This window comes from Sulfurimonas sp. HSL3-7 (assembly GCF_039645985.1).
GTDB lineage: Bacteria > Campylobacterota > Campylobacteria > Campylobacterales > Sulfurimonadaceae > Sulfonitrofixus > Sulfonitrofixus jiaomeiensis.
The window spans coordinates 2,513,717-2,539,183 of record NZ_CP147919.1 but is presented as its reverse complement, the minus strand read 5'-3'; the positions used below and the strand labels follow the sequence as shown (position 1 = coordinate 2,539,183).

The following is a 25,467-nucleotide window of genomic DNA, read 5'->3' as shown; positions in this document are numbered from 1 at the left end:
CATGAGAAAAATAGTGCTGATACTGCTTTTTAATTTAACACTGTTTGCAAGTACAAACTCTTGTCTGCTTGACGTCTATTTTGGAAATGGGGTTTGGAACTCTTTAACTCAAGCACAAATTTCAAGAGATAAATTAAAAAAGTTCATGCAAGACCGGAACCCAGACAAGTTTACACTAGCAGATGAAAAAGTGACTTACGATTTCAAATATGCACATAACAAGACGCACGGAGCACTAACCGATCTCATAGAGAGCTACTGGCAACTCTTTGAAAGCGGTCAGATCAGTGAAGGCTACTTCACGTTTGTCGCCCGTCTTTTGGACGGCAGTCTTACTGAAGACGGTTTTTTAGATGATCTTAAAATGATCATTTCGCAGTCTGACGGTGATACCGATGCTATGTATGAAAAATATCAGACAGAGAGCTTCAACCAAAAACACAACGTATTGCTGGTCTCCCACTCCCAAGGAAACCTCTTTGCCAATAAGATATATGCCCTCTTAAGCGATGACGAGAGACAACACTTCAGAAATGTTGCCGTTGCTACGCCGGCAGATAATATTGCAAGCGGCGGCGAGTATACGACTCTTTTCAATGACTTCGTTATCAATACTGTACCCGGAAGTCTACCCGGGAACGCAGAGGGGTTTGGGCATACGTTTGTAAACTCCTACTTGAATAATCCTTATGATGCAACGGTTGATAAGATTAGTCTTGGTCTTAAAAATGCCGTGAATGCATTAGATGAAAATAGTTGCAGTGCGTATTTACATTTTCGCTGGATCGGATTTATCTGCCCTCAAGAGAGTGACACGGATCTGCGTGTGGAGATTTATGGGTCAAAGAAAGACGGTAGTTTCAACATAGAAGAATTTATTATGACAGACGCTAGGAATCGTGTGGAAAAAGTTTATAATGAACAGACAAAAAAACTTGAATGTCCTATCAGTGGTTGGGACCTTCGAACAACTACGCCGCATTATAATAGAAATGGATGTACGGCTTATACATTCGATGATACATCCGGAGGCTATCATTCTTTAGAATATATAGCAAGTCAAACATATGGAAACGTGGCTACCTGTACACAGTATAATATGAGTACAGCAGTCTTTGAAATACTGAAAAAGTTAGAATAATAGCTGACCTCGTTATGCTTTGACCCTCAGTCCATGTCCTTCTCGTTACCGACAAAAAGAACACCCCTGAAAGCGTCATCCACGAAGCGTCAGGGATCTGCGTGGACTTTACCATGTTCGAAAACGGCACCTGTCTGGTGGACTACACCCAGCGTCGAAATGTGAAGATACAAGACGGCGCCAACGTCCATTACACCGACTACAAGACAGTAGACATTGAGAAGTACTGAAGTACGGAAACAAGGAAGGCTGCTGATGTCTAAAAATTTAGAAGAGAATTTTTGTATGTCATAACACTAATTCCAGCAGAAATGACGGAATGCTACCGGGAGAAGGTGAAAGTAATGACAGTGACTTTTGGCCGGAGGGTATCGTCTTCTCTGTTCTTCCTCAAGGTTTTTCCTCAAGGTTCTTTCTCTGGACGAGCAGAGTATAAAACACTAAAGTGTAATGCAGGGCGACACTAAATGCCACATCGTAAAAAAGTTGAATACCAGCTATCAAAAAATATTCAAAAGAAGAAAATAGGTATAGAATATTGTTGTGTAGATGTTAGAAGTAACAAATTGTACTGACTAGTCCCCTTACTTTTTTACACCGCAAAAAAAGTAAGCAAAAAAGCTCTCGAAACGGCTTCGAGCCCGACAGGCTATCGGGTACCTTCCTTTCACTCGTTCCCTTCCTAAAAACCCCTAACTCGCTTCGCTCAGACAAAGTGTTTTTTTTAACGTATTTCCTCTTATTTCAGTCAGCTCTGCATATGTTTCGAAAAGAGCCAAGCGGTGACGCATTGATTTGACTTTAAAAGCTGACGCTTTTCAATTCGGCTAGGCCTCATTGCACGGAAAACAAAACGTTCAACACGGTTCAAAATGTCTTAATACGCGGGGGTGTATCGTTTGTTAGTCGGAAGTATTAGGTTGACCGGACGAAGGTCCGGCAACGGGCGGAGTCAGCCAAGTGTAAAGTTCAGGCAGGTTCACTTGGCTTTTCTTCTTTTTCGTTAGCTTTTCTTCTTGCGCTAGCAAGAAGATAAAACACTAAAGTGTAATGCAGGGCGACACTAAATGTCGCATCGTAAAAAGTGACAATATATCTATCAAGTTTTATATAAAGACAATACCTAGGCATCGGCTACTGAACTTAGCAAGCCTCCGGGGACAAAAAAGTTGCGAAGCAATGTTTTGCTATAATCGCAATATAGTAAAATTTAATCAAAACACGGGGTCACCATGGCGCTCACAAACCTCTACACCGATCATAAACAACGTATTGATACTGCGGTTCTTCTGTTGGCGGCGATCATCCTGATCGGCATCTTCAACAACTTTTTTGTCATCTGGTTGACGCTTGGTATCATCTACATCACGGCTTTCAAGGAGGCGAACGCTCTTTTCGGCGTGGAGAACAAAGACCTCTATCTTTTGGCAGGTGTGCTGTGGATGGCGGCTGCCTTCTACCCGAAAGCGGACGATCTTTTTCTGCTCTCGGCGCTGATAGGCGCTTCCTACTACGCCTATAACCCGAAGACGGACTGGAAAAACATTTTGGGCTTTCTCTACCCGACGGCCGGGATGCTCTTTATGCTGACCCTCTATGTCAATCACGGCATCTATGCGATCTTCTGGATGCTGATGATCGTTGCGGGTGCCGATGTCGGCGCCTACGTCGTGGGCAAAAGTTTCGGCAAGACCAAGTTCTCTGATACCTCCCCGAACAAAACCATGGAAGGGGTTGCCGGGGGTATCGGTATCGCTACGGTGCTGGGCTACTTTGTCGGGATGGGAATGGTGGACGGCTACACTGCCGTGATGGTCTCCGTGACGGTGGCGGTGAGCGCTGTCTTCGGCGACCTGTTCGAGAGTTTCCTGAAGCGCAGAGCCGGCGTCAAAGACAGCGGAACCTTTCTGCCGGGGCACGGCGGTGCGCTTGACCGCATCGACGGTTATCTTTTCGGTTCCGTCGTGATGGTGGTCTTGCTGCGGGGCATGATCTAAAGTGATTGTCCTCGCTGATATTCATTTTACACGCCAAAGCAACAAAGTCACTTTGGCTGCGCTAACGCTGTGTTCTCTTCAGCAGAGGGCTCATAGCACCTTGTGCTTCTTGTCTTTTGAGGTCGCAAAAACTTATGGAGTGGAAAATTGATCGTTCTCGGCTCAACCGGTTCCATCGGGGTCAACACGCTTGAGATCGCAAAAAAGTTTGATCTCAATGTCGATGTCCTGGTTGCCGGCAACAATATTTCCCTCCTAAACCGCCAGATCGAAACGCATCGCCCCTCGGTGGTCGTGATCGGTGAAAATTCTGATGTGTCCTTGGTCAATCATCCCCACGTTCTGCAGGGCGAAGCGGCCATTCTGGAGGTGATCGAAGATTCGCAAAGCGAGCTGGTCGTCAATGCGCTGGTCGGTTTTCTGGGGCTGCGTCCGACGCTCAAGGCGATCGAGACGGGCAAGCGGGTCGCTCTTGCCAACAAAGAGTCCCTTGTGGCCGGCGGGGCCTTTATCGACACCTCAATGATACAGCCGATCGACAGCGAGCATTTCGGGCTATGGTATCTGCACACTACGGAGCGTCCGGTCGAGCGGATGCTTATCACGGCCAGCGGCGGCGCTTTTCGCGACTGGCCGATAGAAAAGATCAAAAATGCGACCCTGCAAGACGCGCTCAACCACCCCAACTGGGCGATGGGACAGAAGATTACGATCGACAGCGCGTCGATGATGAACAAGATGTTCGAACTCCTGGAGGCGCGCTGGCTCTTCGGCGAAGGGGAGTACGATGCCGTCATCGAGACAAAGTCGCTGATCCATGCGCTTATCGACTACCAGGACGGTTCGACGACCGCGCATTTTGCAAAAGCCAATATGCAACTGCCTATCGCCTACGCCGTAATGGGGCGCTCCGATGCGGAGATCCTGAAACCGGTCAATCTGCTTGAAGTCGGTTCGCTGGAGTTCCGTGAGATCACGACGGAGCGCTACCCTATCTGGCAGATCCGTAAAGAGCTGCTGGCACATCCCAAACGCGGTGTGGTGATCAATGCGGCCAATGAAGCGGCGATCGAGCTTTATGTGGAGGGCAAGATCGGCTTTCTGGATATCTCCAAACGGGTGATCCATGCGTTCGAGCACTTTACACGGGAGCCGGAGAACATTGAGGAGGTCTTCCTCATCGATGCCGAAGTGCGCCGCTACATCAAGGCGATGGGATGAGAGAGAAGGTCCTACTGCTGCACGGCTGGGGCGGGAGTGACTACCCGCACTGGCAGGCCTGGCTCGCCGGAGAGATCGCAAAAAATTACGGCACGGTCGCTTTTCCACTGCTCGACCATCCCCACTTTCCGACAAAGAACCGCTGGATGAAACAGGTCAAAGCTCTTTTGAAAGAGTTCAGACCCGATGTCGTTATCTGCCACTCGCTCGCCAATACCCTCTGGTTCCATCTCTGCAATGAGGGTGAGATTGAGACGGTAAAACGGCTGCTGCTGGTGGCACCGCCGCGTCTTGATCTGGAGCTTGACACCATTAAAAGCTTTTTCCAGGTCGAACCGCCCAAAGAGCTTTTTGCCAAAGAGGCGATGCTGGTCACCTCTGATAATGACCCTTACATGACAGCGGCAGAAGCGGTTGAGCTTCAAAAAGCTCTGGGTGTCGAGATGAAGGTGCTTGAGAATGCAGGCCATATCAATGCCGAGAGCGGTTTCGGTGAATGGCCGTGGGTTATCAAATGGGTAAAGGGTGAAGCGTGAAGAGAAACGAGGTACAGGAATGATCCTATCGATCGAATCATCTTGCGATGACAGTTCTATCGCCATTACCGATATTGCTACCAAAAAGCTGATCTTTCACAAAAAGATCTCCCAGGAGCTGGAACATGCGGTGTATGGCGGGGTGGTTCCCGAGCTGGCGTCGCGTCTGCATGCCGAGGCTTTGCCCCGGATTCTGGAAGAGTGCAAACCTTATTTCAGGCAGCTAAAAGCAATCGCGGTGACCAACGCCCCGGGTCTTGCCGTGACCTTGATGGAGGGTATCACGATGGCGAAAGCGCTCAGCGTGACGCTCGATCTTCCGCTCATCGCCGTGAACCATCTTAAAGGTCATATCTACTCGCTTTTTGTCGACAAAGAGGCGGTATTCCCGCAAACTGTTCTGCTGGTCTCCGGCGGGCACACCCAGGTGGTGGAGGTGAAGTCACTCAATGAGATGAAGACGGTGGCAAGCACGATGGATGACAGTTTCGGCGAGAGCTTTGACAAGGTCGCCAAGATGATGGGACTGGCTTATCCCGGCGGTCCGGTCATCGAGAAACTGGCGAAAGAGGGCGACCCGAAACGTTACGGTTTCACGATCCCGCTTCAGCAGAAAAAAGATTTCGCCTTCTCCTACTCCGGCATCAAGAATGCGGTGCGCCTGGCGGTCGAAGAGGGAAGCGAAACGGATTATGCCGATATCGCAGCCTCTTTTCAGGAGGTGGCGACAGAGCATCTGATCCGCAAGATCAAAAAGTATCTGGTCGATCATCCGCCGAAGAACTTTGCTATTGTCGGCGGCGCAAGCGCCAACCTCTATCTGAGGAACAAAGTGGAGGCGATGATCGCTCCTTACGGCGCATCGCTCTATCTGGCAGAACTCAAATACTGCTCGGACAATGCGGCGATGATCGGTCGTGTTGCCGTTGAGATGTATCTCGAAAAAGCATTCACTTCACTTCACCAACTACAGGCAACACCAAGAGCACCACTCTAAATAGGATAATTTTTATCCTATTCTTAAATGCAACTTAGCTAAACCGAACCTTAAAGTCGTTAAGATAAAGATTACATATATTCGTGTAGTATTTCGGCATAAACTAAAAAACAGGAGCCCAATATGGCAACTACAATGTTAAAAGGTAATACAGTTAACCTAGCTGGAAATGAAGTAAATGTTGGTGATAAAGCACCAGAAGTAACAGTAGTAAACTCTGAAGGTCTTGCTGACGTAAAAGTCGGTGGTGCTCAAGGTGTTAAACAACTTATCATCGTTGTTCCTTCACTCGACACTGCAGTATGTGCTACTGAGACACGTAACTTCAACAAACGTGCATCTGAGCTTGAAGGTGTAAAAACAACTGTTGTTTCTATGGACCTTCCATTTGCTTCAGGCCGTTTTTGTTCAGCTGAAGGTATTGACAACCTAACTGTTGCTTCTGACTTCCGTAACAAAGATTTCGCGAACGCTTACGGTGTTCTTATCGCTGACGGTGCACTTGCGGGTGTAACTTGCCGTGCGATCTTCGCTATCGATGAAAACGGTGTTGTAACATACAAAGAGATCGTTCCAGAAATCACTGCAGAGCCTGACTACGATTCTGCACTTAACGCTGTAAAATAATTACACGTTAAACAAGAAGAGCCCTTCTTCTTGTAGCATATGCTCTCCGTTAAGGAGAGTATCTTCAATCTTACTTTCCAATTTTCTTTCTTTTTAACTTTACTCTGATAAACTCCGGATATCAAATTTATATCACATTTTTAGATGTGGATATTTAAGGAAACAGAATGAAGAAACTACTCTCGATCGCAGCGACATCAGCGCTGCTGGCAACGGCTGCAAACGCAGATTTTATGCGTGTTGAAGGTGCCGTCGGTGCCTGGCAGACATCACCTGAAGGTACGATCAAATATGCTGGAAACTCATCGTTTGATGTTGTCGACAATGCCGGTTTTGATGCATCGACAAACATGTACGTGTGGGTCTATCTGAAACATCCGGTTCCGATTCTGCCGAACCTGCGTCTGGAATATGCCGATACTGGTTTTGACGGAAAAGTGACAGACTTGACCTGGGATGGTGAAAATTATGCCAATGTTAATAACACGCTCTCTCTGAAGCAGTATGACGCTGTCCTTTACTACAACATCCTGGACAACACCTTCTGGTCGACGATCGATCTCGGTCTGGATGTGAAGTTTATTGACGGAAATTACAATCTAAAAGAGAGTTCGGCGACAGCAATAGCTGTAGACGAAGACTTTGACATCGTGATGCCGATGGCCTACCTGCGTGGACGCGTGCAGATCCCGGTGACCAACATCGGTATCGAAGCGATCGCAAGAGGGGTATCTTACAGTGACAATACGGTGGTCGATGCTCAGATCAAGCTCGACTATACGATGGACTTCATTCCGGTGGTTCAGCCTGGCCTGGAGATAGGTTACCGCTACCAGCAGATTAAACTGGATGCGGGAAGTATCGGTATGGACGCGGATCTTGACACGACATTCTCGGGTGTCTACGGCGGTCTGATGGTGCGTTTTTAACACCTGTATAACACTGTTTATGCGTGAACATTTCTGTTCACGTTTCTCTTGCAAACATTCTTCCTTTCTATTATTATAAATAAAAGTATTAATACAGATAATTGATGATTATATTTTTGGGGCAAAGGTATAATTCGTGTCCTATAAAAAGGGGTGCTGATGCGACATCTGTTCAAAATATTGTCTATGTTTCTGTTCGTCTCTCTACCGGCTGCGGCAGAGTTCTGGCGTTTTGATGCAGCTGTCGGTTCATGGAACAGTGCCGCCCGTGGGACGATTACGGAGACGTTTAATGAGACGCTGCTGCTCAGAGACAACATCGGCAGCCATAAAGACAAAACAGCACCCTATCTCTATATCGTTGTCCGGCACCCGTTGCCGATCCTCCCGAATCTACGTCTGGAGTATGTCGATCTGAAAAGCAGCGGCACCAGCGTCGATGTCGAAAGCCTCTCTACCACCTTCCCTTTCGACACAATAAATACGACTGTCACAGGGGTAGAGAGCGAACTCCTCCTGCAGCAGTACGATGCTATCCTTTTTTACAACCTGCTTGACAGGGCGTTCTGGCTGACGCTTGATCTGGGTGCGGATCTGAAATACGTGATATCCCGATACACGGTCGATGCTGCGGGCTACAAAGAGATCGAGCTGGACGAGGGTTCGGGCTCTTTGATCCCGATGCTCTATGTGAGAGGGCGTGCCGATCTTCCGCTAAAAGGTCTAGGTGTGGAGGCGGACGGGAAATTCATTACGGACGGCAGCTCAACCGTGTATGATATCCGTCTCAAAGCGGATTACACGCTGGACCTCTTTGCGCTTTTTAAACCCGGTCTGGAGCTGGGCTACCGCATCGAGCGGATCAAGGTCGTGGGGAATCAGAGCGATATCATCGCCCCGATCATCTCGGGCAAGACGGAGAGCGACGTGACCTTCTCCGGTCTCTACGGCGGCGTTACAGTCCGCTTCTAGGAGGCTTCGAGGGATCGTTGTCGCCCATAAAGCGGCTGTCGATGATGGCCACCTCGTTCTCAAGCCAGAGGCCGAAGTGTTCATAGACCTTTTGTTGGGCCAGCTGCATCAGCGCAATCGCCTCATCAAATGTACCGCCGCCGAGGTTGACCATAAAATTGGCATGCATCTCACTGAAGGCCATGTTGCCGATCTTATGCCCTTTGAGCCCGACCGCTTCGATCAGGCGCCCGGCATGATCCCCCGGCGGGTTTTTAAAGAAACTGCCGGCACTTGGATCGTGGGGCTGGTTGGAGCGCATTTGTCTGAACATCTCGATCTTTGATATGTCAAAGCCCTCCGCTATTTCGAAGACCCCTTCGAAAGCGACTTCATCGATATCGGTTTTTCTGTAGCCGTATTTGATCTCATCGCGCAGACGGTATCCCTCTTTGAAACGGATGCTGTGGAGGTGGTTGAAGATCTCATATTCTTTGAGCCCGGCATTCATCTGCAGCATTCCGCCAAGCGTGCCTGGAAGGTGGGCGATGAACTCGAAATTGGCGATGTTGTGCTTCCTGCAGAATGAGACGATCTTTCCTCCGGGGGTGGCCGCGCCGATGCAGAGTTTGCCGTCTTTGATTTTGATGTAGTCAAAGGCTTTGGAAAGCTTCATCAACAGCGGGTGCTGGGGGCCGACCAGCAGGTTGTTGGCGGAACCTATGAGGTAGGCATCTTCGGGGTAATCGAAACTGTCGATCATATAGACGTCGGCAAGAGGTCCGACACGGATAGAGCTGAATTTGGAAAAGTCGATACGCTTGAAAGAGGCTCTCTTTTCGTTATGCACCATTTTGGAGGGTTCCATATGCAGATCAGCTGTGGCGCAGCTGGCTGTATTCGCGGGGGATCAGATAGTCTTCGGCTTTGACGAGGGTGTCGTAGAAACCGTGTTGGAAGCCCAGTTCAAACAGCTTGTCGATCGCTTTGAGTTGAAGTTGACTGAGCTCGACCGAATCGTCGTTGGCATAGAGTTCCAGATACTTGTCCAGGGTCGCCCCTTCAATGCGGACAAGCTTCTCTTTGACCAGCCGGTCGCAGAGCTCCTCTTTTCTTTCCCGGGCCACTTTGACGGCTTCGGTCAGGGTCTCTTCAAAAGCGATCGCCTTGGTCAGCGGAAGAGAACGGCGTATCGCCATACCGCCGAGCGGCAGCGGCAGATCGGTACCGGCAAGTTCCTGCCAGATGTCCCAGATTTCGCGTTCGACCTCGAGTTCGTCGCCGAAGGTGAGGATGCTCTCGTGGATCAGCACTCCGGCATCGACCTTGCCGCTGCGAACGGCCTCTTCGATCTCCAAAAAGTCCATGTAGACTGGGCGTGCATTCGGGTAGGCAATGCGAAAGAGCATCGCATTGGTCGTATATTTTCCGCTCAGGGCAACTTTGAAATTGCGTTTGAGCGTTTTATCTTTACGTTTGATCAGTTTTGGCCCGTAACCCTCGCCGAAGCTGACAGCAGTTCGAAGCAGGGCATAGTCATCTCTGATATGCGGGTAAAGGGCGAAACTGATGGCGGAGATATCGTAGGTCCCTTTGAGCGCTTCAACATTCAGGGTCTCAATATCGAGGGGGATATTGTCAAATTCGACATCCTCCTGGGTCACCCAGCCGAACTTGATCGCATAATACATAAAGATGTCGTCGGCGTCGGGTGAGTGGGCAATTAACATTTTCTTCAAAAAGTATCCTGATCTGTGTAAATATGGGTTAATAGTAATGTTGATTTTAACCAAAGAACGCTAAAATTACACACTATTGTGATTTGAGCAGTTTAGTTTAGTTGCAGAAATATGTCAAAATGCAATTAATGTAAAATATTATTGCATTTTGACATAGAATATAAGTAAATATATTTGAGACAGTAGAAGCTGTCTCATTAGAGGATTATTAATGGACGCAAATAAACAAAAATCACTTGACCTTGCAATGAAGCAGATCGACAAAGCCTTTGGAAAAGGGGCGTTGATGCGCCTTGGTGACAAAGAGGTAGAGAAGATCGAATCGATCAGTACCGGTTCTTTGGGGCTTGATCTTGCTTTGGGCATAGGCGGTGTGCCGAAAGGCCGGGTGATTGAGATCTATGGTCCAGAGAGTTCGGGTAAAACGACATTGACCCTGCAGATCACGGCCGAGTGTCAGAAGCAGGGCGGTGTCTGTGCTTTTATTGATGCCGAACATGCACTTGATGTGAACTATGCCAAGAATCTGGGTGTAGATGTTGACAATCTTTTGGTCTCTCAACCAGATTATGGCGAGCAGGCGTTAGACATCGTAGAGACGATTGCACGTTCCGGTGCTGTCGATCTGATCATTATCGACTCGGTGGCGGCATTGACACCGAAAGTAGAGATAGAAGGCGAGATGAACGATCAGCAGGTGGGTGTCCAAGCACGTCTGATGTCAAAAGCCCTGCGCAAGCTGACGGCAGTCCTGCACAAGATGAACTGTACGGTTATCTTTATCAACCAGATCCGTATGAAGATCGGTATGATGGGGTATGGCTCACCTGAAACAACGACCGGCGGAAATGCGCTGAAATTCTATTCATCTGTCCGCATCGATATCCGCCGTATCGCAACACTTAAGCAGGCAGAAGCCTCTATCGGTAACCGTACAAAAGCAAAGATCGTTAAAAATAAAGTGGCGCCGCCTTTTAAACAAGCAGAATTTGATATTATGTTTGGTGAAGGCATCTCGAAAGAGGGCGAGCTTGTCGATTACGGTGTGAAACTGGACATCATTGACAAAAGCGGTGCATGGTTCTCGTACGGGGATAAAAAACTCGGACAGGGACGAGAAAAGGTCAAAGAGGCGTTCAAAGAAGATCCTGCGCTGGCAGCGGAGATAGAAGAAAAAATTAAAACAGCCATGGGGCTAAGCAGTGTCATGGACATTGAACAATCAGAATTGGAGGATGTAGATATATGATTTTTATCGATAATGTAAGTGCAATGGAAGTAATGGATTCTCGCGGGAATCCGACAGTAAAGGCAACCGTAGCTTTAAGTGACGGTACAGTTGAGAGTGCGATCGTACCTTCGGGCGCTAGTACCGGTAAGCGCGAAGCGCTGGAGTTGCGTGACGGCGGCAAACGCTATATGGGCAAAGGGGTACTTCAGGCAGTCAACAATGTCAATGGTGAGATTGCAGATGCATTAATCGGCCTCAGCCCGTTTAACCAGGCGATCGTCGATGCGACGATGAAAGAGATTGACGGGACGGAGAACTACTCCAATCTTGGCGCTAATGCCGTGCTCGGTGTCTCTATGGCAGTTGCAAGAGCCGCGGCGAAAAGCTTGAACATGCCGCTTTACCGCTACCTAGGTGGTGCGAATGCTATGGTCAACCCTACTCCAATGCTTAACATTATCAACGGTGGTTCACACGCAGACAACTCGGTTGATTTTCAAGAATATATGATCATGCCGGTCGGTTTTGAAGATTTTGCTTCTGCGCTGCAAGCATCTGCCGAAGTCTATCACAACCTTAAAAAGGTCTTGAAAGACACCAACCATAATACCGCTCTTGGGGATGAAGGTGGTTTCGCTCCGGATCTAAGTTCGAATGAAGAGCCTATTCAAGTGATTATTCAGGCGATCGAAAAAGCGGGTTACAAAGCGGGTGAACAGATCGCGATCGCTCTCGATGTCGCAGCCAGTGAACTTGTTGTCGACGGCGGTTACCGTCTTGAGTCTGAAAACAGAACAGTCTCTTCTGAAGAGCTTGTTGCCTATTATGAAGAGCTGTGTGCAAAATACCCGATCGTCTCAATCGAAGACGGTCTGAGCGAAGATGACTGGGACGGTTGGAAGATCCTGACAGAGAAACTTGCTGATAAAGTGCAGCTGGTAGGCGACGATCTTTTTGTAACGAACGCCAATATCCTGGCTGAGGGCATTTCGAAAGGTATCGCGAACTCGATTCTGATCAAGCCGAACCAGATCGGCTCTGTGTCTGAAACGATGCTGACAGTCCGCCTGGCACAACGCAACGGCTATAAGTGTGTGATGAGCCACCGCTCTGGTGAGAGTGAAGATGCTTTCATCGCAGATTTCGCGGTAGCGCTTAACTGCGGCGAGATCAAAACAGGTTCAACAGCACGTGGTGAACGTACTGCAAAATATAACCGTCTCTTGGAGATAGAAACCGAGATCGCCTACGGTGAATATTTAGGTAATGCACTTTTCAAATAATAGACACAGGCTTTGAACTATGTCTGAAACAGGTGCTTTACAAGAATCAGAACATAATGAAGAGCTCTACATTACTCCTTCAGAGGGAGTTACCGAGCGTTATCTCGGACTCTCTCTTCCCAAGTTCTTAACCGCACTTATTATTATCATCGTATTGGCGATCTATCTTGGTATATTGCTTTTTGGTGATAACTCGCTAGAGGTACTGCTGCAGCTCGAAGAGTATGAAGATTATCTACAGCATGAGATAAACAGCTATAAGTCACAAAATGCAGCTTTGCAAAAAGAGTATTTCGAACTCAAAGAGCTGGAACCGGATAAGTAGGTATAATAAGCAGAAAGGATTCTGATGCGTCTACTTTTTTTATCTCTTTTGCTATTGCCGATTCTACTTGGAGCGCGGGAGAATCCTTTCGTCCCAGCCGAGGTCACACCGGCAGAGGCAGCCACTCAACACGATACGGTGCCAGCGCCAGAAAAAGAGAAGAGGGCAGTGCCAACGATCCATCCTCAGCGCATATCGAATAAGAAAACGGTGGTCAATTATGCCAAAGCGCGCTTTGTCTTCAGAGAGAACAGTGCTTACATAGAGACCAAAGACGACATCATCAAGCACTTTTCAATTGCAACGCCTCCAAGTATCGTCATCGACTTTAGATCCCCGTCAGACTTTCCCTCAAAACGAAAAGAACTCGACATCAGACCATTTGTGAAACTCGAAATGGGTGCACATGACGATCACTACCGGGTCGTATTGCGCTTGGATAGAGTACACAACTACAATATAGAAAAAAGAAAATACGGTCAGCTGCTTAGAATCACAGACTAGTATGCATCATGCTGCTGAAACCGTCTGGCTCTGGCAGGTCCTTTCGGGATGGCAGAAGACCAGAGCCGAGGTAGACTGTTCGGTGTGGATCTGGAACGATATGCCATTAAAAGGGTGCTGAACGCACGCTTTTATGGCTAAAGTGATATCGATAAAAACCGTTCCGTCAGACGTTATAGTACGTTGCTTCGGGGTGGTAGACGACCAGAGCCGAGGTAGACTGTTCGGGGTGGATCTGGAATGTTTCCGATAACTCTATTCCGAACTCTTCCGGCTTCAAAAGATCGAAAAGGGGACGGTTCAGCTCAAGGTCCGGACAGGCGGCATAGCCGAATGAATAACGTGCGCCCTGGTACTTGCTCATCTGTACGTCTGAAAGTTTAGAACCTTCGTTTTCGGTGATGTTCAGGTCGAGTCGTATCTGTTTATGGACGATCTCAGCCAGGGCTTCAGCCAGTTCGACTCCAAGACCGTGCACCATGTAGTACTCGGTGAACTCGCCGGCATCATACAGGGTACGTTCATACTCGCTCAGTCTGGCACCGGCACTGACACAGGTCATAGCCAGTACGTCATGACGGTCGCTGTGGAAAAAATCGGAGAGCGCACGGTGCGGCTCTTTGCCCTGTCGAGGGAAGGTAAACTGCTGCTCGGCCCGTCCTATGACATGCTCAAGCGGTTCTCGGTTGACTTCATCCGGGTTATTCCACCCTTCGGATTCATCAAAGACAAGCAGGGTCGTGTCGTCGGAACGTACCGGCCAGTAACCGTAGATGATAGTCGGCTCGAAGAGTTTTTCATCAAGAAACTGTGCTTTGAGACGGTCGAATGCCGGCCAGAGTACATCGTCAACCTGTTTCTGCATCGCCTCTTTGGTCATCCCTTTGCCGTTATAGCCCCATCGCTGTCTGAAGAGCATGCGGTGGTTGATCCACTCGAAGGCCATCACCAACTGCGCTTCTGTGAGGGAGATGACTCGGCGTCCCCAAAAAGGAGGTGTCGGTACACGTACATCCCGATCTGGCATCTGGAGCTCTTCAAAAGGGGGAATAATCACCTCTTTTTTCGCTTTCTTTGCTTTTTTCGCTTTGCCTTCGCCGTGCAGATCGGTGTCAAAGTTCCCCGCTTCAATGCGGCTCATTGCCGTGACACCGTCAAAGGCGTCTTTGCAGTAGAAGATAGGACCGTCATATGCCGGACGGCAGAAATCGTCGATAAAGCTGCGTGTCAGCGCTGCTCCGCCAAGCAGAATCGGGGTGGTGATGCCTGCTGCTTTCATGGCGTCCAAATTCTCTTTCATCACCTGTGTCGATTTGACCAAAAGACCGCTCATACCGATAGCCTGGGCATTGGCCGTTTTTAACGTCTCGATGAAATCCTCAAGCGGCACCTTGATACCGAGGTTGATTACCTTATAGCCGTTGTTGGAGAGAATGATGTCAACCAGGTTCTTTCCGACGTCGTGGACATCGCCTTTGACCGTCCCCAGTACCAGTGTCGTATCGACCGTTTTGTCCACTTTTGGCAGATAGGGGTTGAGATGGTCGACGGTTTTTTTCATCGTCTCGGCGCTCTGCAGGACGAAAGGCAGCTGCATCTCGCCGGCACCGAAGAGCTCGCCGACCACTTTCATCGCATCGATCAGTATCTCGTTGACGATCACTTCGGGTCTGATGCGGTGGCGTGCCTCTTCGACCAGCGGGATCATACGCTCTTTGTCCCCGTCCATCAGCAGTTTGGCGATCTTCTCCTCGTCGCTCATCGCAAGATAGGCTTCATCGACTTGTTCGCTGCTGGCTTTGACATTTTTGCTGAAGTAGTCGATAAACTCAAAGAGCGCTTCGCCGTTTGGTTTCTTGTCAAAAAGAAGGTTGTTACAGACCTCCAGCTCCTCTTCGCTGATCTTGTTGCTTGGAATGATGTGTTTGACGTTGATGATAACGGTACTTAGTCCCGCATCTAGACAGTGGTTCAAAAAGACTGTGTTCAGGTAGGGGCGGGCATCCTTGTCAAGACCGAAAGAGATGTTGGAGAGGCCGAGCGTCGTCCCGACTTCGGGGTGGCGGCGGGTCAGTTCGCGGATAGCATCGATGGTCTGAACAGCCGCATCACGGTACTCTTCATCGCCCGAACCGACCGTAAAGGTCAAAAGGTCGAAGACAAGATCCTCGGGGTTCAGCCCGTGCTTCTGCGTAGCCAGTTCATAGATGCGCTCCGCGACCTCGAGTTTGCGCTCTGCCGTCTTTGCCATCCCAACTTCATCGATGGTGAGACAGACAAGTGATGTCCCGTATTTTTTGGCAAGCTGACAGATGGTGTCAAACTTTTCAATGCCGTCTTCAAGGTTGACCGAGTTGATTATGGGTTTGCCGCCGATGAGTTTCAGCGCCGTTTCGATCCCCGTCACCTGCGTCGAGTCGACCATTAGCGGCAGGGGTATCTTCTGCGCGTAAAGCGCGCCAACGGCATTCATGTCCTTGGTCTCGTCACGGCCGGCAAAACCGACAGAGAGGTCGATGGCATGCGCCCCTGCGCGGACCTGCTGCTGGGCAACGCTGAGGGTACCCTCGTAATCCTCGGCCAAAAGTAATTCCCTGAAGGCTTTGGAACCGGTCGCATTGGAGCGTTCACCGATAAGCAGCGGGGCCGGGTCCTGCACCAGCGGTGTCGTGCCGAAGAGCGAAGCCAATGCGGTAGGCTGTGATCCGGAGGCCGGTTTAGGCGTGATGGTGCCGACACGGTTGGTGAGGGCACGGATGTGCTGCGGCGTTGTTCCGCAGCAGCCGCCCAGAAATGAGACGCCGTCATAAGCCAAGAAAGCCTCCTGACGGTCGGCGAACTCATCAGGCCCCATCGGATAGTAGCTGTAACCGCCGCGGTTTTGCGGCAGTCCGGCATTGGCATGAACCGAGATCGGTTTGCCCCACACCTCGGAAAGGGTCTTGACATGTTTGAGCACCTGTTCCGGTCCGGTCCCGCAGTTAAAACCGAGCGAGAGGATGTCGAAAGGCTCCAAAATGGCGGCTATCGTCTGGGCATCGGTACCGATAAGCATCGTACCGGCAAGTTCGATGGTGACAGAGACCATCACAGGTATACGGGTACCGCGGTTCTTGTTAGCTGCTTCACAGGCGTGAAGTGCCGCTTTGATCTGGAGCGGGTCCTGGCAGGTCTCGAGCAGAAAAACGTCAACGCCGCCGTCGATCAGCCCTTCGGCACAGACGGTGTAGCCTGCAAGCATCTCGTCGTAGTGGATGTGGCCGAGTGAAGGGAGCTTTGTACCGGGGCCAATGGAACCCAGAACATAACGCGGCTGTTCGGGGGTGCTGAAGCGATCGCACATCTTGCGGACAATAGCAGCCCCCGCTTTGGAAAGTTCATAAGAGCGTTCACCGATCTGATACTCGTCGAGGACCCAGGGAAAGGCCCCAAAGGTGTTGGTCGTGATGAGATCGGCGCCTGCCGTCAGATAAGCGCTGAAAATGCTCTCCAAAACTTCAGGTGCTGTAACGTTTAGCAGTTCATTACACCCTTCGTTCCCTTCCCAGGCGTCTTGAGAGATCTGATCTTCTTTGGCCTGAAGCTGGGTGCCCATTGCGCCATCGATGATCAGCGGACGTTTTTTAATTGTTTCTAATATCTGTTCTTTTACTGACATAGTGCTCTTTCCGATAATTCATGACATTTTTGAGATACTCTTGCCAAAAGAACATGTCAAAAATGTTATTTAATTTTAACAGATGCGAGCATAAAAGGGGGTGAGGAGCGGATCTAATATCTGTTTGTATGTTTTTTTTAAGCGGATGCAACTGATACAGCGTCTAGCAAATCGTTCCTATTTATGATAGACTCAAGTACGGACTTTCGAATTATTAAAAGACAGGTCATGAAATATCTTTTTCTCTTTTTTTTTATTATAAACATTGCTGCTGCAGAAGAGGGGGAGTGGGAAGCTGAACGCATCAATTTCTATTTTGAAAATGATGTTTTTTTTGGGACCGACAGCGACTATACGGACGGGTCCCGTCTCTCTATTTTGATGTACCGTCCCGATGCAGACGAGGAGTGGCTTAAGATCCCTTTTTTAGAGGGGTCGGACAGAGTAGATTTCATCTCTTTTTCGCTGACACAGAAGATCTTTACACCTGATGACCTGTTACAGAAAGAGCTGATCGAAGATGATCGCCCCTACGCCGGATGGCTCTACTTCGAGATGGGGCTGCACCAGAGTTCCGAAACAGATCTGGACTCACTGATGATACAGGCGGGAGTCGTCGGCCCCGCTTCGGGCATGGAAGAGCTGCAGCATTTCATACACAAGCTGATTGGTTCGGAAATACCGCAGGGTTGGGACAATCAATTGAAAAACGAAGCGGGAATACAGCTCAATTATCAGCATAAATGGCGATATGTGCCTGAACCTCTCTGGGGTATTGAGTCGAGTGTTGTTCCCTATCTCGGGGGTGAGCTCGGCAACGTCGCCATCAAAGCGAATGCCGGCGTCCTGCTGCGTTTTGGATGGAATGTCCCTGAAGATTTCGGTTCCAGTGCGATCAACGGTGCCAGCGAGAACGGGATACCTGTTCGCAGGCGATGTCTCTTCACGCCTTTCGAGCCCTGGAGCTTTAGTCTATCTTTCTCTGCAGGAGGCTCCGTGGTGGCAAGAGATATCTTTCTCGATGGAAACAGCTTCAGGGAAAGTCACTCCGTAGAAAAGAATTTCCTGAAAGGTTTTGGCAGTTTCGGTTTTTCAGGACGATACAAAAATTACAATATCGACTATATCGGTACCTACAACAGCAAGGAGTTTAAGACCGAAGACAGCAGCCACAGTGTCGGCAGTATCATCTTCTCCTATATCTACTCTCTGTAGCCAGGCCGCTGTGTTAACGGGAAAATTGATGCAGCAGGTCGCTGAACCCGCCGATCAGAACGCCCAGCAGTACAACGGAACGCATAAAGCCTATTGATCGCGTAAGGACTCGGTCCATGTTGTCATCGCCTCGTTTGCCGCCGGATTAGGCGCTTTTAAAAAAGAGATCACAAAATCATTTTTGCGCTCCGCAATACCGATAGAACGGGGTCTGACGGCCAGTACCTCCGGTACAAGGAGCTCTTTGCCGAAGCAGAAGAGGATGTTCTGCGCATCGATGATCTCCGGCGAGACTTCACCGCTCTCCAGGCCGGAGGTGTGCTCATAATGATTAAAAAGACCGATATAGGTCGCTACCGGATGCGCCTCTATGTTTGATCGCAACTGCTCAAGAATGTTACTCAGTGTCTTTACGGAAGTTTCGTTTTTTGCCAGAGTCATTGTGAAAATCGGATATTCGTCTTTGAACTGTATTTGTGTCATGAGGGTACTGCCTTTAGTTATGGCACCACATTGATGGAGTAAATGCGATGGTTTTTATAATTATAATAAGCTGAAGTTAAATGGCGGTTTAAATATGAAAATTAGTTTATTTTAACGTCAGATTTAAATGGGGGTTTTTGCGTCAGAAGATAAAGAGCGCTTCTCTTGGCTCTTGTGTCAATGGGTTTACAGCACTAGCTATGTTTCGGTTCAAGCATCCAGATGTTTTTCTTTGAACCCTGCAGCTTTTTCATGATCACTTTCTCAAGTGCACTGATTTCGCGTTTTTTTTCAGGACGTTTAGTCTGGTACGGCATGATGGCCTCCTCTGTTTTCGCTTTAGGAGATGATCTTCTAAAGTGTAAAGAAAGGTTAGCATATCCGGATTACAAGCGGATTACATTTTATATAAAGGGGTGGTTACAGGGGCGGAATTGTCGAGAGAGGAGAGAACCTGCGGTTTCTTATTTGTGTTAAGCCGCCGTCGGTGCTTCGTGCATCGACACTGGTTTCCCCTGAAGGGATTTCCTTTGGTCACGTTCGCTGTAAAGCCCAGAAATGGGCTTTACTTATCGTGAACTCACATCCCAGGGAGTCTTGGGATCTTGCCGAGTTTGGTGTTGCGGCAGTACCAGCCCCACCCTTTTTTCATCATGTGGCCGACGATCGGCATCGGGAACATAAAGGCTTTTTTGTCGTTTCTGAAGATAAAACCGGCACCGTCACCGGTGTCCATAACGCAGAGGATATTGAGGTGTTCCTGATACCCTTTGCGTTCATCGGAGCCTTTGTCGCGTTCCTGAATGTTAAAGGCGACGTTTTTGGCCATGACTTCGGCAACGTGTCCCTGTTTGGCACGCCAGTCCGGCCCTTCGAGCGCGGCGGTGTCGCCGATGGCATAAACGTTGCTGACGGCATTGTCGATAGTGACCTCGCAGTAGTCGTTGACCGTTACAAATCCGGCTTCATTGGTCGGCAGATCGGAGGCGGTGACGACCTCATGGCCGGCACCGGCGGGAATGAACATCGTAAAATCGGATTCGAGCTTGCTGTCATCTTCAAAGCGGACACCATTCTCTTCAAACTGCTTGATCTTTTTGCCGAGATATTTATGGATATTCTGTTTTTTAAACATCATATCCATCATGGCAAGGGCCTGTTTGCCCATTCTTGCTCCCGGTTCTGCCATCGGTGCAAAAAAGGAGATCTCATAGTTGTCGCGGATTCCTTTTTTCTTGAGCATATTGTGGACGTTGAACATCAGCTCAAATCCCGGTCCGCCCCGGACCGCAGAGCTGTCTTTCGGGTTGCCGCCGAAACCGAAGGCGATCTTACCGCTCCCCTTTTCGATCAGCTTGTCCAGCGCGTCGCGGATCTGCAGTGACTGCTCGGGTACCGCACAGATCGAGAGGGTGTTCTCGATGCCCGGGTGTTTCATCTTCTGCGCCCCGATGGCGACGACAAGGTAGTCGTAGTCATCAAGGACCTTGCCGGAGCGGAGTGTGACACGGTTCTCTTTTGCCGCGATCTCGGTCACCCCGTCAACAACGAGGTTGAAACCGTGTGCGGCCTGAAGCGCTTTAAGGTCGACGCAGACATCTTCAAATTTGCTTTCATGCGTCGGTATCCAGATGGAGGTCGGGTAGATGTAGAAGTAGTCGCGGTCACTCACCAATGTTACGTCATAACCGGCTTTGCAGAGGTATCCGGCCGCATCGACACCTGCAAAACCGCCGCCTAAAATCAATACTTTCTTCATAGAAACTCCTATGCTACAATATCACCAAACTTTATATTTGCAGATATTATAATATATATTATTTGAGTAATGATACATCATATGACGATAAAAGTCAATAGATTTTTTATTTTTTTCGTCATTTGTGATTTTTTAGTGGAGAAAGGCGGAGTATGCGCATAGTAGTAGCAGGGATCGGCGGCGTCGGCGGTTATATCGGAGCACACTTATGTGCGCTCGATGATGAGGTGGTCTTCATTGCCAGAGGTGATCATGCGGCGGCGATCAGAGAAAACGGGTTGCTGATCAAGGAAGACGAAGGTTCATTTACGGCGCATCCCGATGCTGTTATGTCAGCCGGAGAGCTCGTAGGCGATATTGACCTGCTGCTGCTCTGCGTCAAAAGCTATGATATTGCGTCGGCTTTAGCGGAACTCTCCGGCAACATCACCCCTTCAACGGTTATCGTCCCTTTTGCCAACGGGGTTGAGCATAAAGAGAAGATAGCGTCGCTTGTCGAGGCCAAAGTGTTGCACGGGGCGCTCCATATTTTGGCGCATAAAGAGTCGGATGGTGTGATTATAAAGAAAGGGAAGGTCTTTGCCGCCATTTTCGGCAGCAGGGAGTATCCTGCTGAGACGGCGGCAGTGGCCGCCTTGTTTGAGAAGGCGGGACTGCGCCATAAAACGCCGGAGAAGATCGAAGAGGCGCTCTGGCGAAAATACCTCTTTATCAGTGCCTTTGCGGCACTCACCACCTATTTTGATACCAGTATGCGCAAAGTATACGAACAGCATAGGAACTGGGCGGACACCCTTTTAAAAGAGATTGCCGATGTCGCCGATGCCAAAGGCATCCATATTCAGGACGAGGTCGAAAAAGCGCTCCGTGTTGCTTCGGTACTGCCTGAAGAGGCCTCAAGCTCAATGCATCTTGATTTCCAGCACGGGCGTAAAACCGAACTGGAGACTCTCTGCGGTTACGTGGTACGGGAGGGCAAGAAATTACGTCTGCCGACACCGCTGATGGCAAAGATATACGGGGTTCTGAAAGGGAAAGTCGTTTAGCAAGAGAGAGAACAAAAAGAGGGTTCTTAAACTATCTTTCCGATTTTTTTTCATCTTGGAACGATAGGGGTACTAAAGCCAATAGTGCGCATAATTGCCGCTAAAAATAGAGGATGTTAATGATGGAAAACATACTAAGAACTAAAGTTCAATGCAGGGAGGCACTAAATGTCGAGTCGTGAAAAAGCGCTTTTGGGCGGAGGATGTTTCTGGTGTATCGAAGCGGTTTACAGCCGAGTCAAGGGGGTTGAATCGGCGATCAGCGGGTATGCGGGCGGAGCGAATCCGAACCCGACCTACCGTGATGTCTGCAGCGGGACAACGGGGCACGCCGAGGTGGTCGAGATCACTTTCGATGCCGATGTTATCAGCTTCAGCGAGCTGCTTGATATTTTCTGGGTGATCCATGATCCGACCACGCTCAACTATCAGGGCGCTGACAGGGGTACGCAGTACCGTTCGGTGATCTTCTATCAGGATGAAGCGCAGAAAGAGGCGGCGATCGCCTCGGCAAAGGCAGTGCAGGAGCACTTCCGTGATCCGATTGTGACAGAACTCTCGCCGGCTCCGGTCTTTTACCCGGCAGAAGCGTACCACCAGCACTATTTCGAACTCAACCCGACGCAGGGGTACTGCCAGGCGGTCGTTGCGCCGAAGGTTCAGAAGTTCATGATGAAATTCAGCGATAAACTGGAACGCTAGATGGTGTTCGGAACCTCTTCCTATACCCACCTGGCCGAGGTGATCTTTGTCGGGGACCCGATGTGCTCCTGGTGTTACGGTTTTGGTCCGGAACTCTTCAAACTGCGTGCGGAGCTCAAAGGCGTACCTTTTTCGATGATCATGGGCGGTTTGCGCGACGGCGAGATATTTGACGCAGAGAAGCTCAAAAATCATCTGGGGTATTGGCAGGCCGTACATGATGCGACGGGACTGCCGTTTGATGCGACAGCCCTTTCGCAGGAAGCGTTCAACTACACGACAGAACCGGCCTGCAGGGCTGTTGTTACCGTGCGGGCTTTGGACAGTTCCAAAGCGTACGCCGCTTATGCCGCTCTGCAGAAGGCTTTTTATGCCGAAGGCCGAGACATCACCCGTGAAGAGGTGATCGCAGAAGTGATCGCTTCGATCGGTTTCGATATAATGGCGTTTTCAAAAATGTTCCGAAGCGATGCGATGAAAAAAGCGACGGCAGCCGACAAGCAGAAAGCACGCACCTACGGCGTGAGCTCCTTTCCGACGCTGATCGTTATTGACAAGCAGGGACACCTCTCCCAGATTCGCGGGTATAAAAAATATGAAGAGCTGATAGCTCTGATCAAAAGGTAGACAATGTTTGAAGCAGGTTTTTTAGGGACAAGAGCCCCTCTTTTTATGGATCTGGTAACGATCTATTTCGGGCTCCTGCCTTTTTTGGTGGGCTATGCCATTGTATTGGCGGTTAAAGGCAATTACCGTGCCCATTTCAAAACGCAGGCGACACTCTTTTTGATCACGATGGTGATGGTGGTTATTTTCGAGATCGGTGTCCGTTTCGACGGCGGATTCAACAGCTACATGCAGGGCAGTGATCTCACCTATGTCTGGGTGCTGGGCTATCTGATCGTGCATATCATCATTGCGCTCATTACCGTCGTCGCCTGGGGGATCACGATCTATAAATCAATGAAAGTCTTTGTTAAAGAAGGTCCCTCTTCTCCCTATTTTTCGCAGCATAAGGCCAAAGCAAAATGGCTCTACCTGGCAATAGTCGTCACCTCTGTGATGGGGTGTTCGATGTACCCGATATTATTCATTCTCTAGCCGGGAATCAAGCGAGAGATACTGTTCTGCAGTGTAAAACAATAAAAATCCAACAGCCTCAAATCGTAGGCATTTGAGAAAGCGACGTTTATGTTAAGTGTAAAATCATTTTTACTACTGTTAAAAGAGGCTTTTCGCGATCTTTTACCGATAATACTGGTGATCCTCTTTTTTCAATTGGCTATTATTCAGAGCATCCCTGCAGGATGGTTGGCAACAACGATCGGGCTGGGTATTGTTGCCGTCGGTCTGGCAGTCTTTTTACTGGGGCTCGAAGTGGCTATCTTCCCCGTAGGTGAGAGGCTTGCAAGTGACTTTGCCCACAAGGGATCGACCTTCTGGATCATTATCTTTGCCTTTCTCATCGGTTTCGGTACGACCATTGCCGAGCCGGCTCTCTATGTCATCGCGCAGAAAGCGGCCGCGATCAGCAGCGGCAGGATCGACGCGGGTGTACTGCGCGGCGTCGTGGCCTTTTCGGTCGGTTTTGCGATCGTTCTCGGGGTCTGGCGTATTATCAAAGGGCACCCGATCCAGTACTACATCATTGCCGGCTATATTCTGGTGGTGGCGACAACCGCATTTGCGCCGCATGAGATCGTCGGTCTGGCCTATGACCTCGGCGGGGTAACGACCTCGACGGTGACGGTACCTCTTGTGGCCGCTCTTGGCATCGGGCTGGCGAGCACCATCAAGGGGCGGAACCCGGTACTGGACGGTTTCGGACTGATCGCTTTCGCCTCGTTGACACCGATGATCTTTGTCCAGGTATACGGCATTGTCGTGTATGAGATGGTCGATGCCAAAAGTGTGGTGGAGGTCATTGCAATGCCTGAAAAAGCGGCGGTGATCGACCATTCGCCTTACGGTATGTTGATGGGGCTGTTCGGCGTGGTCAAAGATGTCCTGCCGATCCTTGCGATCATTCTCTTCTTTCAGTACGGCGTGCTTAAAAAACCGATCGAAAACATCAAGGCGGTCGCTATCGGTTTTGCGCTTGTCATCATCGGTCTTTACGCGTTCATTCTGGGGCTGGAGATGGGACTTTTTTCTCTGGGCGAGACGATGGCGTACCAGCTTACATTGCAGGACAACCACTTCATCATTTACGCCTTCGGTTTTGCGATCGGTTTTGCAACGACCATGGCTGAACCGGCACTGACCGCGATCGCCAAAAAGGCGAAAGAGATCAGTGACGGCAAGATCAATGATTTCGGTCTGCGCCTCTTTGTCGCCTTCGGTGTTGCCATCGGTATTGCGTTGGGGTCGTTTCGTATTGTCGACGGCGGGCATATCGTCTATTACATCATTGCCGGTTATATCGTCGTCATCGCCTTGACAGTGATCGCTCCGAAATACATTATCGGTATCGCCTATGACAGCGGCGGTGTGACAACCTCGACGGTGACGGTACCGCTGGTCGCGGCGCTAGGGCTTGGACTTGCCAGCAACATTCCGGGACGCGACCCGCTGGTCGACGGGTTCGGTCTGATCGCATTTGCCTCGCTGTTCCCGATGATAACGGTGATGCTCTACGGGGTTATCTCCGACAAACTCGGTATCAAAGGCGAACAGGAGAGGGAAGAAGAACAACTTTTCGAACTGCGTCAGGCGATCGAGGATGCCCAGGACATGGGGCTGGCAACCGTCAATGTCGACGGTTTCGGTCAGCGCCACTCCTATCAGGCGCATTTTTCAGCGGTCTATATCATCGTACCGAAAGAAAAACGTGAAAAAGCGCTGCGTGTTGCCCGTGAAGCCGGTGCAACCGGGGTGACGGTGACGCAGGCGCACGGCATGGGGCTGCAGCACAACGAAGAGCAGTTTTATAACCGTTTGGAGCAGGAGAATACCGATGTCAAACTGATGTTCCTGATGCCGACAAAACTGGTGAACAATGTCATCCGTCAGGCGATGGATGAACTCGACATTGTCGGTGAAGGGCACGGGGTCATCTATGCCTACCCGTTATCGCATATCAAAGGGATCACCATCAAACGCGAGCACCTTTAAAAAGTCCCA

The 25,467-nt window shown here is 49.6% G+C and carries 25 protein-coding genes; 19 read left to right on the top strand and 6 right to left on the bottom strand.

The genetic code is table 11. The features are described from left to right. Nucleotide 1 precedes the first annotated feature (1 nt). From WCY20_RS12520 to WCY20_RS12480, 9 genes are all read left to right on the top strand, one after another. Nucleotides 2-1,141, top strand: a complete 1,140-nt coding sequence (locus WCY20_RS12520) for a hypothetical protein (RefSeq protein ID WP_345975594.1) — start codon at nucleotides 2-4, stop codon at nucleotides 1,139-1,141. Nucleotides 1,142-1,242: 101 nt separating this feature from the next. Then, a complete protein-coding gene (locus WCY20_RS12515) occupies nucleotides 1,243-1,371 on the top strand; it encodes a hypothetical protein (RefSeq protein ID WP_345975592.1) in 129 nt (42 codons plus the stop codon). A gap of 1,002 nt (nucleotides 1,372-2,373) precedes the next feature. Next, nucleotides 2,374-3,138 (top strand): phosphatidate cytidylyltransferase, encoded by a 765-nt coding sequence (locus WCY20_RS12510; protein WP_345975590.1) that lies wholly within the window; start codon nucleotides 2,374-2,376, stop codon nucleotides 3,136-3,138. Nucleotides 3,139-3,285: 147 nt separating this feature from the next. After that, nucleotides 3,286-4,359, top strand: a complete 1,074-nt coding sequence (dxr, locus tag WCY20_RS12505) for a 1-deoxy-D-xylulose-5-phosphate reductoisomerase (RefSeq protein ID WP_345975588.1) — start codon at nucleotides 3,286-3,288, stop codon at nucleotides 4,357-4,359. Next, nucleotides 4,356-4,895 carry an alpha/beta hydrolase gene (locus tag WCY20_RS12500; RefSeq protein WP_345975586.1) on the top strand — a complete coding sequence of 180 codons (540 nt, stop codon included), beginning with the start codon at nucleotides 4,356-4,358 and terminating at the stop codon, nucleotides 4,893-4,895. Before dxr ends, WCY20_RS12500 begins: the two co-directional genes overlap by 4 nt. Before the next feature lie 19 nt (nucleotides 4,896-4,914). After that, nucleotides 4,915-5,892, top strand: coding sequence for a tRNA (adenosine(37)-N6)-threonylcarbamoyltransferase complex transferase subunit TsaD (tsaD, locus tag WCY20_RS12495; protein WP_345975584.1), 978 nt, complete (start codon nucleotides 4,915-4,917; stop codon nucleotides 5,890-5,892). Between the two features lie 123 nt (nucleotides 5,893-6,015). Then, nucleotides 6,016-6,519: a thiol peroxidase gene (gene tpx, locus WCY20_RS12490; protein WP_345975583.1), complete on the top strand. Its 504-nt coding sequence runs from the start codon at nucleotides 6,016-6,018 to the stop codon at nucleotides 6,517-6,519. 167 nt (nucleotides 6,520-6,686) lie between these two features. Further along, nucleotides 6,687-7,448 carry a TIGR04219 family outer membrane beta-barrel protein gene (locus tag WCY20_RS12485; protein WP_345975582.1) on the top strand — a complete coding sequence of 254 codons (762 nt, stop codon included), beginning with the start codon at nucleotides 6,687-6,689 and terminating at the stop codon, nucleotides 7,446-7,448. Nucleotides 7,449-7,607: 159 nt separating this feature from the next. After that, nucleotides 7,608-8,420, top strand: coding sequence for a TIGR04219 family outer membrane beta-barrel protein (locus tag WCY20_RS12480; RefSeq protein ID WP_345975580.1), 813 nt, complete (start codon nucleotides 7,608-7,610; stop codon nucleotides 8,418-8,420). Here the strand turns inward: WCY20_RS12480 and WCY20_RS12475 are convergent. Then, entirely contained in the window at nucleotides 8,404-9,267 is an 864-nt protein-coding gene (locus WCY20_RS12475) for a UDP-N-acetylmuramate dehydrogenase (protein WP_345975578.1), read from the bottom strand. The genes WCY20_RS12480 and WCY20_RS12475 overlap by 17 nt on opposite strands. A gap of 7 nt (nucleotides 9,268-9,274) precedes the next feature. Then, on the bottom strand, nucleotides 9,275-10,138 hold the full coding sequence (locus WCY20_RS12470; protein ID WP_345975576.1) for an MqnA/MqnD/SBP family protein: 864 nt from the start codon (nucleotides 10,136-10,138) through the stop codon (nucleotides 9,275-9,277). A gap of 211 nt (nucleotides 10,139-10,349) precedes the next feature. Here WCY20_RS12470 and recA point away from each other — a divergent pair, with 211 nt between their 5' ends. From recA to WCY20_RS12450, 4 genes are read left to right on the top strand one after another with little or no spacing between them, the layout of a single operon-like run. Next, nucleotides 10,350-11,387, top strand: a complete 1,038-nt coding sequence (gene recA, locus WCY20_RS12465) for a recombinase RecA (protein ID WP_345975574.1) — start codon at nucleotides 10,350-10,352, stop codon at nucleotides 11,385-11,387. Then, nucleotides 11,384-12,652, top strand: coding sequence for a phosphopyruvate hydratase (eno, locus tag WCY20_RS12460; RefSeq protein ID WP_345975572.1), 1,269 nt, complete (start codon nucleotides 11,384-11,386; stop codon nucleotides 12,650-12,652). The genes recA and eno overlap by 4 nt, the downstream gene beginning before the upstream one ends. 19 nt (nucleotides 12,653-12,671) lie before the next feature. Further along, nucleotides 12,672-12,977 carry a hypothetical protein gene (locus tag WCY20_RS12455; RefSeq protein WP_345975570.1) on the top strand — a complete coding sequence of 102 codons (306 nt, stop codon included), beginning with the start codon at nucleotides 12,672-12,674 and terminating at the stop codon, nucleotides 12,975-12,977. Nucleotides 12,978-13,001: 24 nt separating this feature from the next. Continuing rightward, nucleotides 13,002-13,481: an AMIN domain-containing protein gene (locus tag WCY20_RS12450; protein WP_345975569.1), complete on the top strand. Its 480-nt coding sequence runs from the start codon at nucleotides 13,002-13,004 to the stop codon at nucleotides 13,479-13,481. Between the two features lie 166 nt (nucleotides 13,482-13,647). Here WCY20_RS12450 and metH read toward each other — a convergent pair whose 3' ends face one another. Continuing rightward, on the bottom strand, nucleotides 13,648-17,139 hold the full coding sequence (metH, locus tag WCY20_RS12445) for a methionine synthase (RefSeq protein WP_345975567.1): 3,492 nt from the start codon (nucleotides 17,137-17,139) through the stop codon (nucleotides 13,648-13,650). A gap of 228 nt (nucleotides 17,140-17,367) precedes the next feature. On the opposite strand from metH, the gene WCY20_RS12440 reads away from it, so the two are divergent. Continuing rightward, nucleotides 17,368-18,354 carry a lipid A deacylase LpxR family protein gene (locus WCY20_RS12440; protein ID WP_345975565.1) on the top strand — a complete coding sequence of 329 codons (987 nt, stop codon included), beginning with the start codon at nucleotides 17,368-17,370 and terminating at the stop codon, nucleotides 18,352-18,354. Nucleotides 18,355-18,444: 90 nt separating this feature from the next. Here WCY20_RS12440 and WCY20_RS12435 read toward each other — a convergent pair whose 3' ends face one another. The 3 genes from WCY20_RS12435 to WCY20_RS12425 form a co-directional block, all read right to left on the bottom strand. Further along, nucleotides 18,445-18,837, bottom strand: a complete 393-nt coding sequence (locus tag WCY20_RS12435; RefSeq protein ID WP_345975563.1) for a DUF6858 family protein — start codon at nucleotides 18,835-18,837, stop codon at nucleotides 18,445-18,447. Nucleotides 18,838-19,031: 194 nt separating this feature from the next. Further along, nucleotides 19,032-19,154: a hypothetical protein gene (locus WCY20_RS12430; protein WP_345975561.1), complete on the bottom strand. Its 123-nt coding sequence runs from the start codon at nucleotides 19,152-19,154 to the stop codon at nucleotides 19,032-19,034. 263 nt (nucleotides 19,155-19,417) lie between these two features. Then, nucleotides 19,418-20,596 carry an FAD-dependent oxidoreductase gene (locus WCY20_RS12425; RefSeq protein ID WP_345975560.1) on the bottom strand — a complete coding sequence of 393 codons (1,179 nt, stop codon included), beginning with the start codon at nucleotides 20,594-20,596 and terminating at the stop codon, nucleotides 19,418-19,420. A 152-nt stretch (nucleotides 20,597-20,748) separates the two neighbouring features. On the opposite strand from WCY20_RS12425, the gene WCY20_RS12420 reads away from it, so the two are divergent. The 5 genes from WCY20_RS12420 (at nucleotide 20,749) to WCY20_RS12400 (ending at nucleotide 25,458) form a co-directional block, all read left to right on the top strand. Next, entirely contained in the window at nucleotides 20,749-21,642 is an 894-nt protein-coding gene (locus WCY20_RS12420) for a 2-dehydropantoate 2-reductase (RefSeq protein WP_345975558.1), read from the top strand. Between the two features lie 168 nt (nucleotides 21,643-21,810). Next, on the top strand, nucleotides 21,811-22,344 hold the full coding sequence (gene msrA, locus WCY20_RS12415; RefSeq protein WP_345975557.1) for a peptide-methionine (S)-S-oxide reductase MsrA: 534 nt from the start codon (nucleotides 21,811-21,813) through the stop codon (nucleotides 22,342-22,344). After that, on the top strand, nucleotides 22,345-22,971 hold the full coding sequence (locus WCY20_RS12410) for a DsbA family protein (protein WP_345975555.1): 627 nt from the start codon (nucleotides 22,345-22,347) through the stop codon (nucleotides 22,969-22,971). It begins immediately after the preceding gene. Nucleotides 22,972-22,974: 3 nt separating this feature from the next. Continuing rightward, the gene (locus tag WCY20_RS12405; protein ID WP_345975553.1) at nucleotides 22,975-23,445 is read left to right on the top strand and encodes a DUF420 domain-containing protein; all 471 of its coding nucleotides are present in this window, start codon (nucleotides 22,975-22,977) and stop codon (nucleotides 23,443-23,445) included. 90 nt (nucleotides 23,446-23,535) lie between these two features. Beyond that, entirely contained in the window at nucleotides 23,536-25,458 is a 1,923-nt protein-coding gene (locus WCY20_RS12400) for a DUF1538 family protein (protein WP_345975551.1), read from the top strand. The last annotated feature ends 9 nt before the right edge of the window (nucleotides 25,459-25,467 follow it).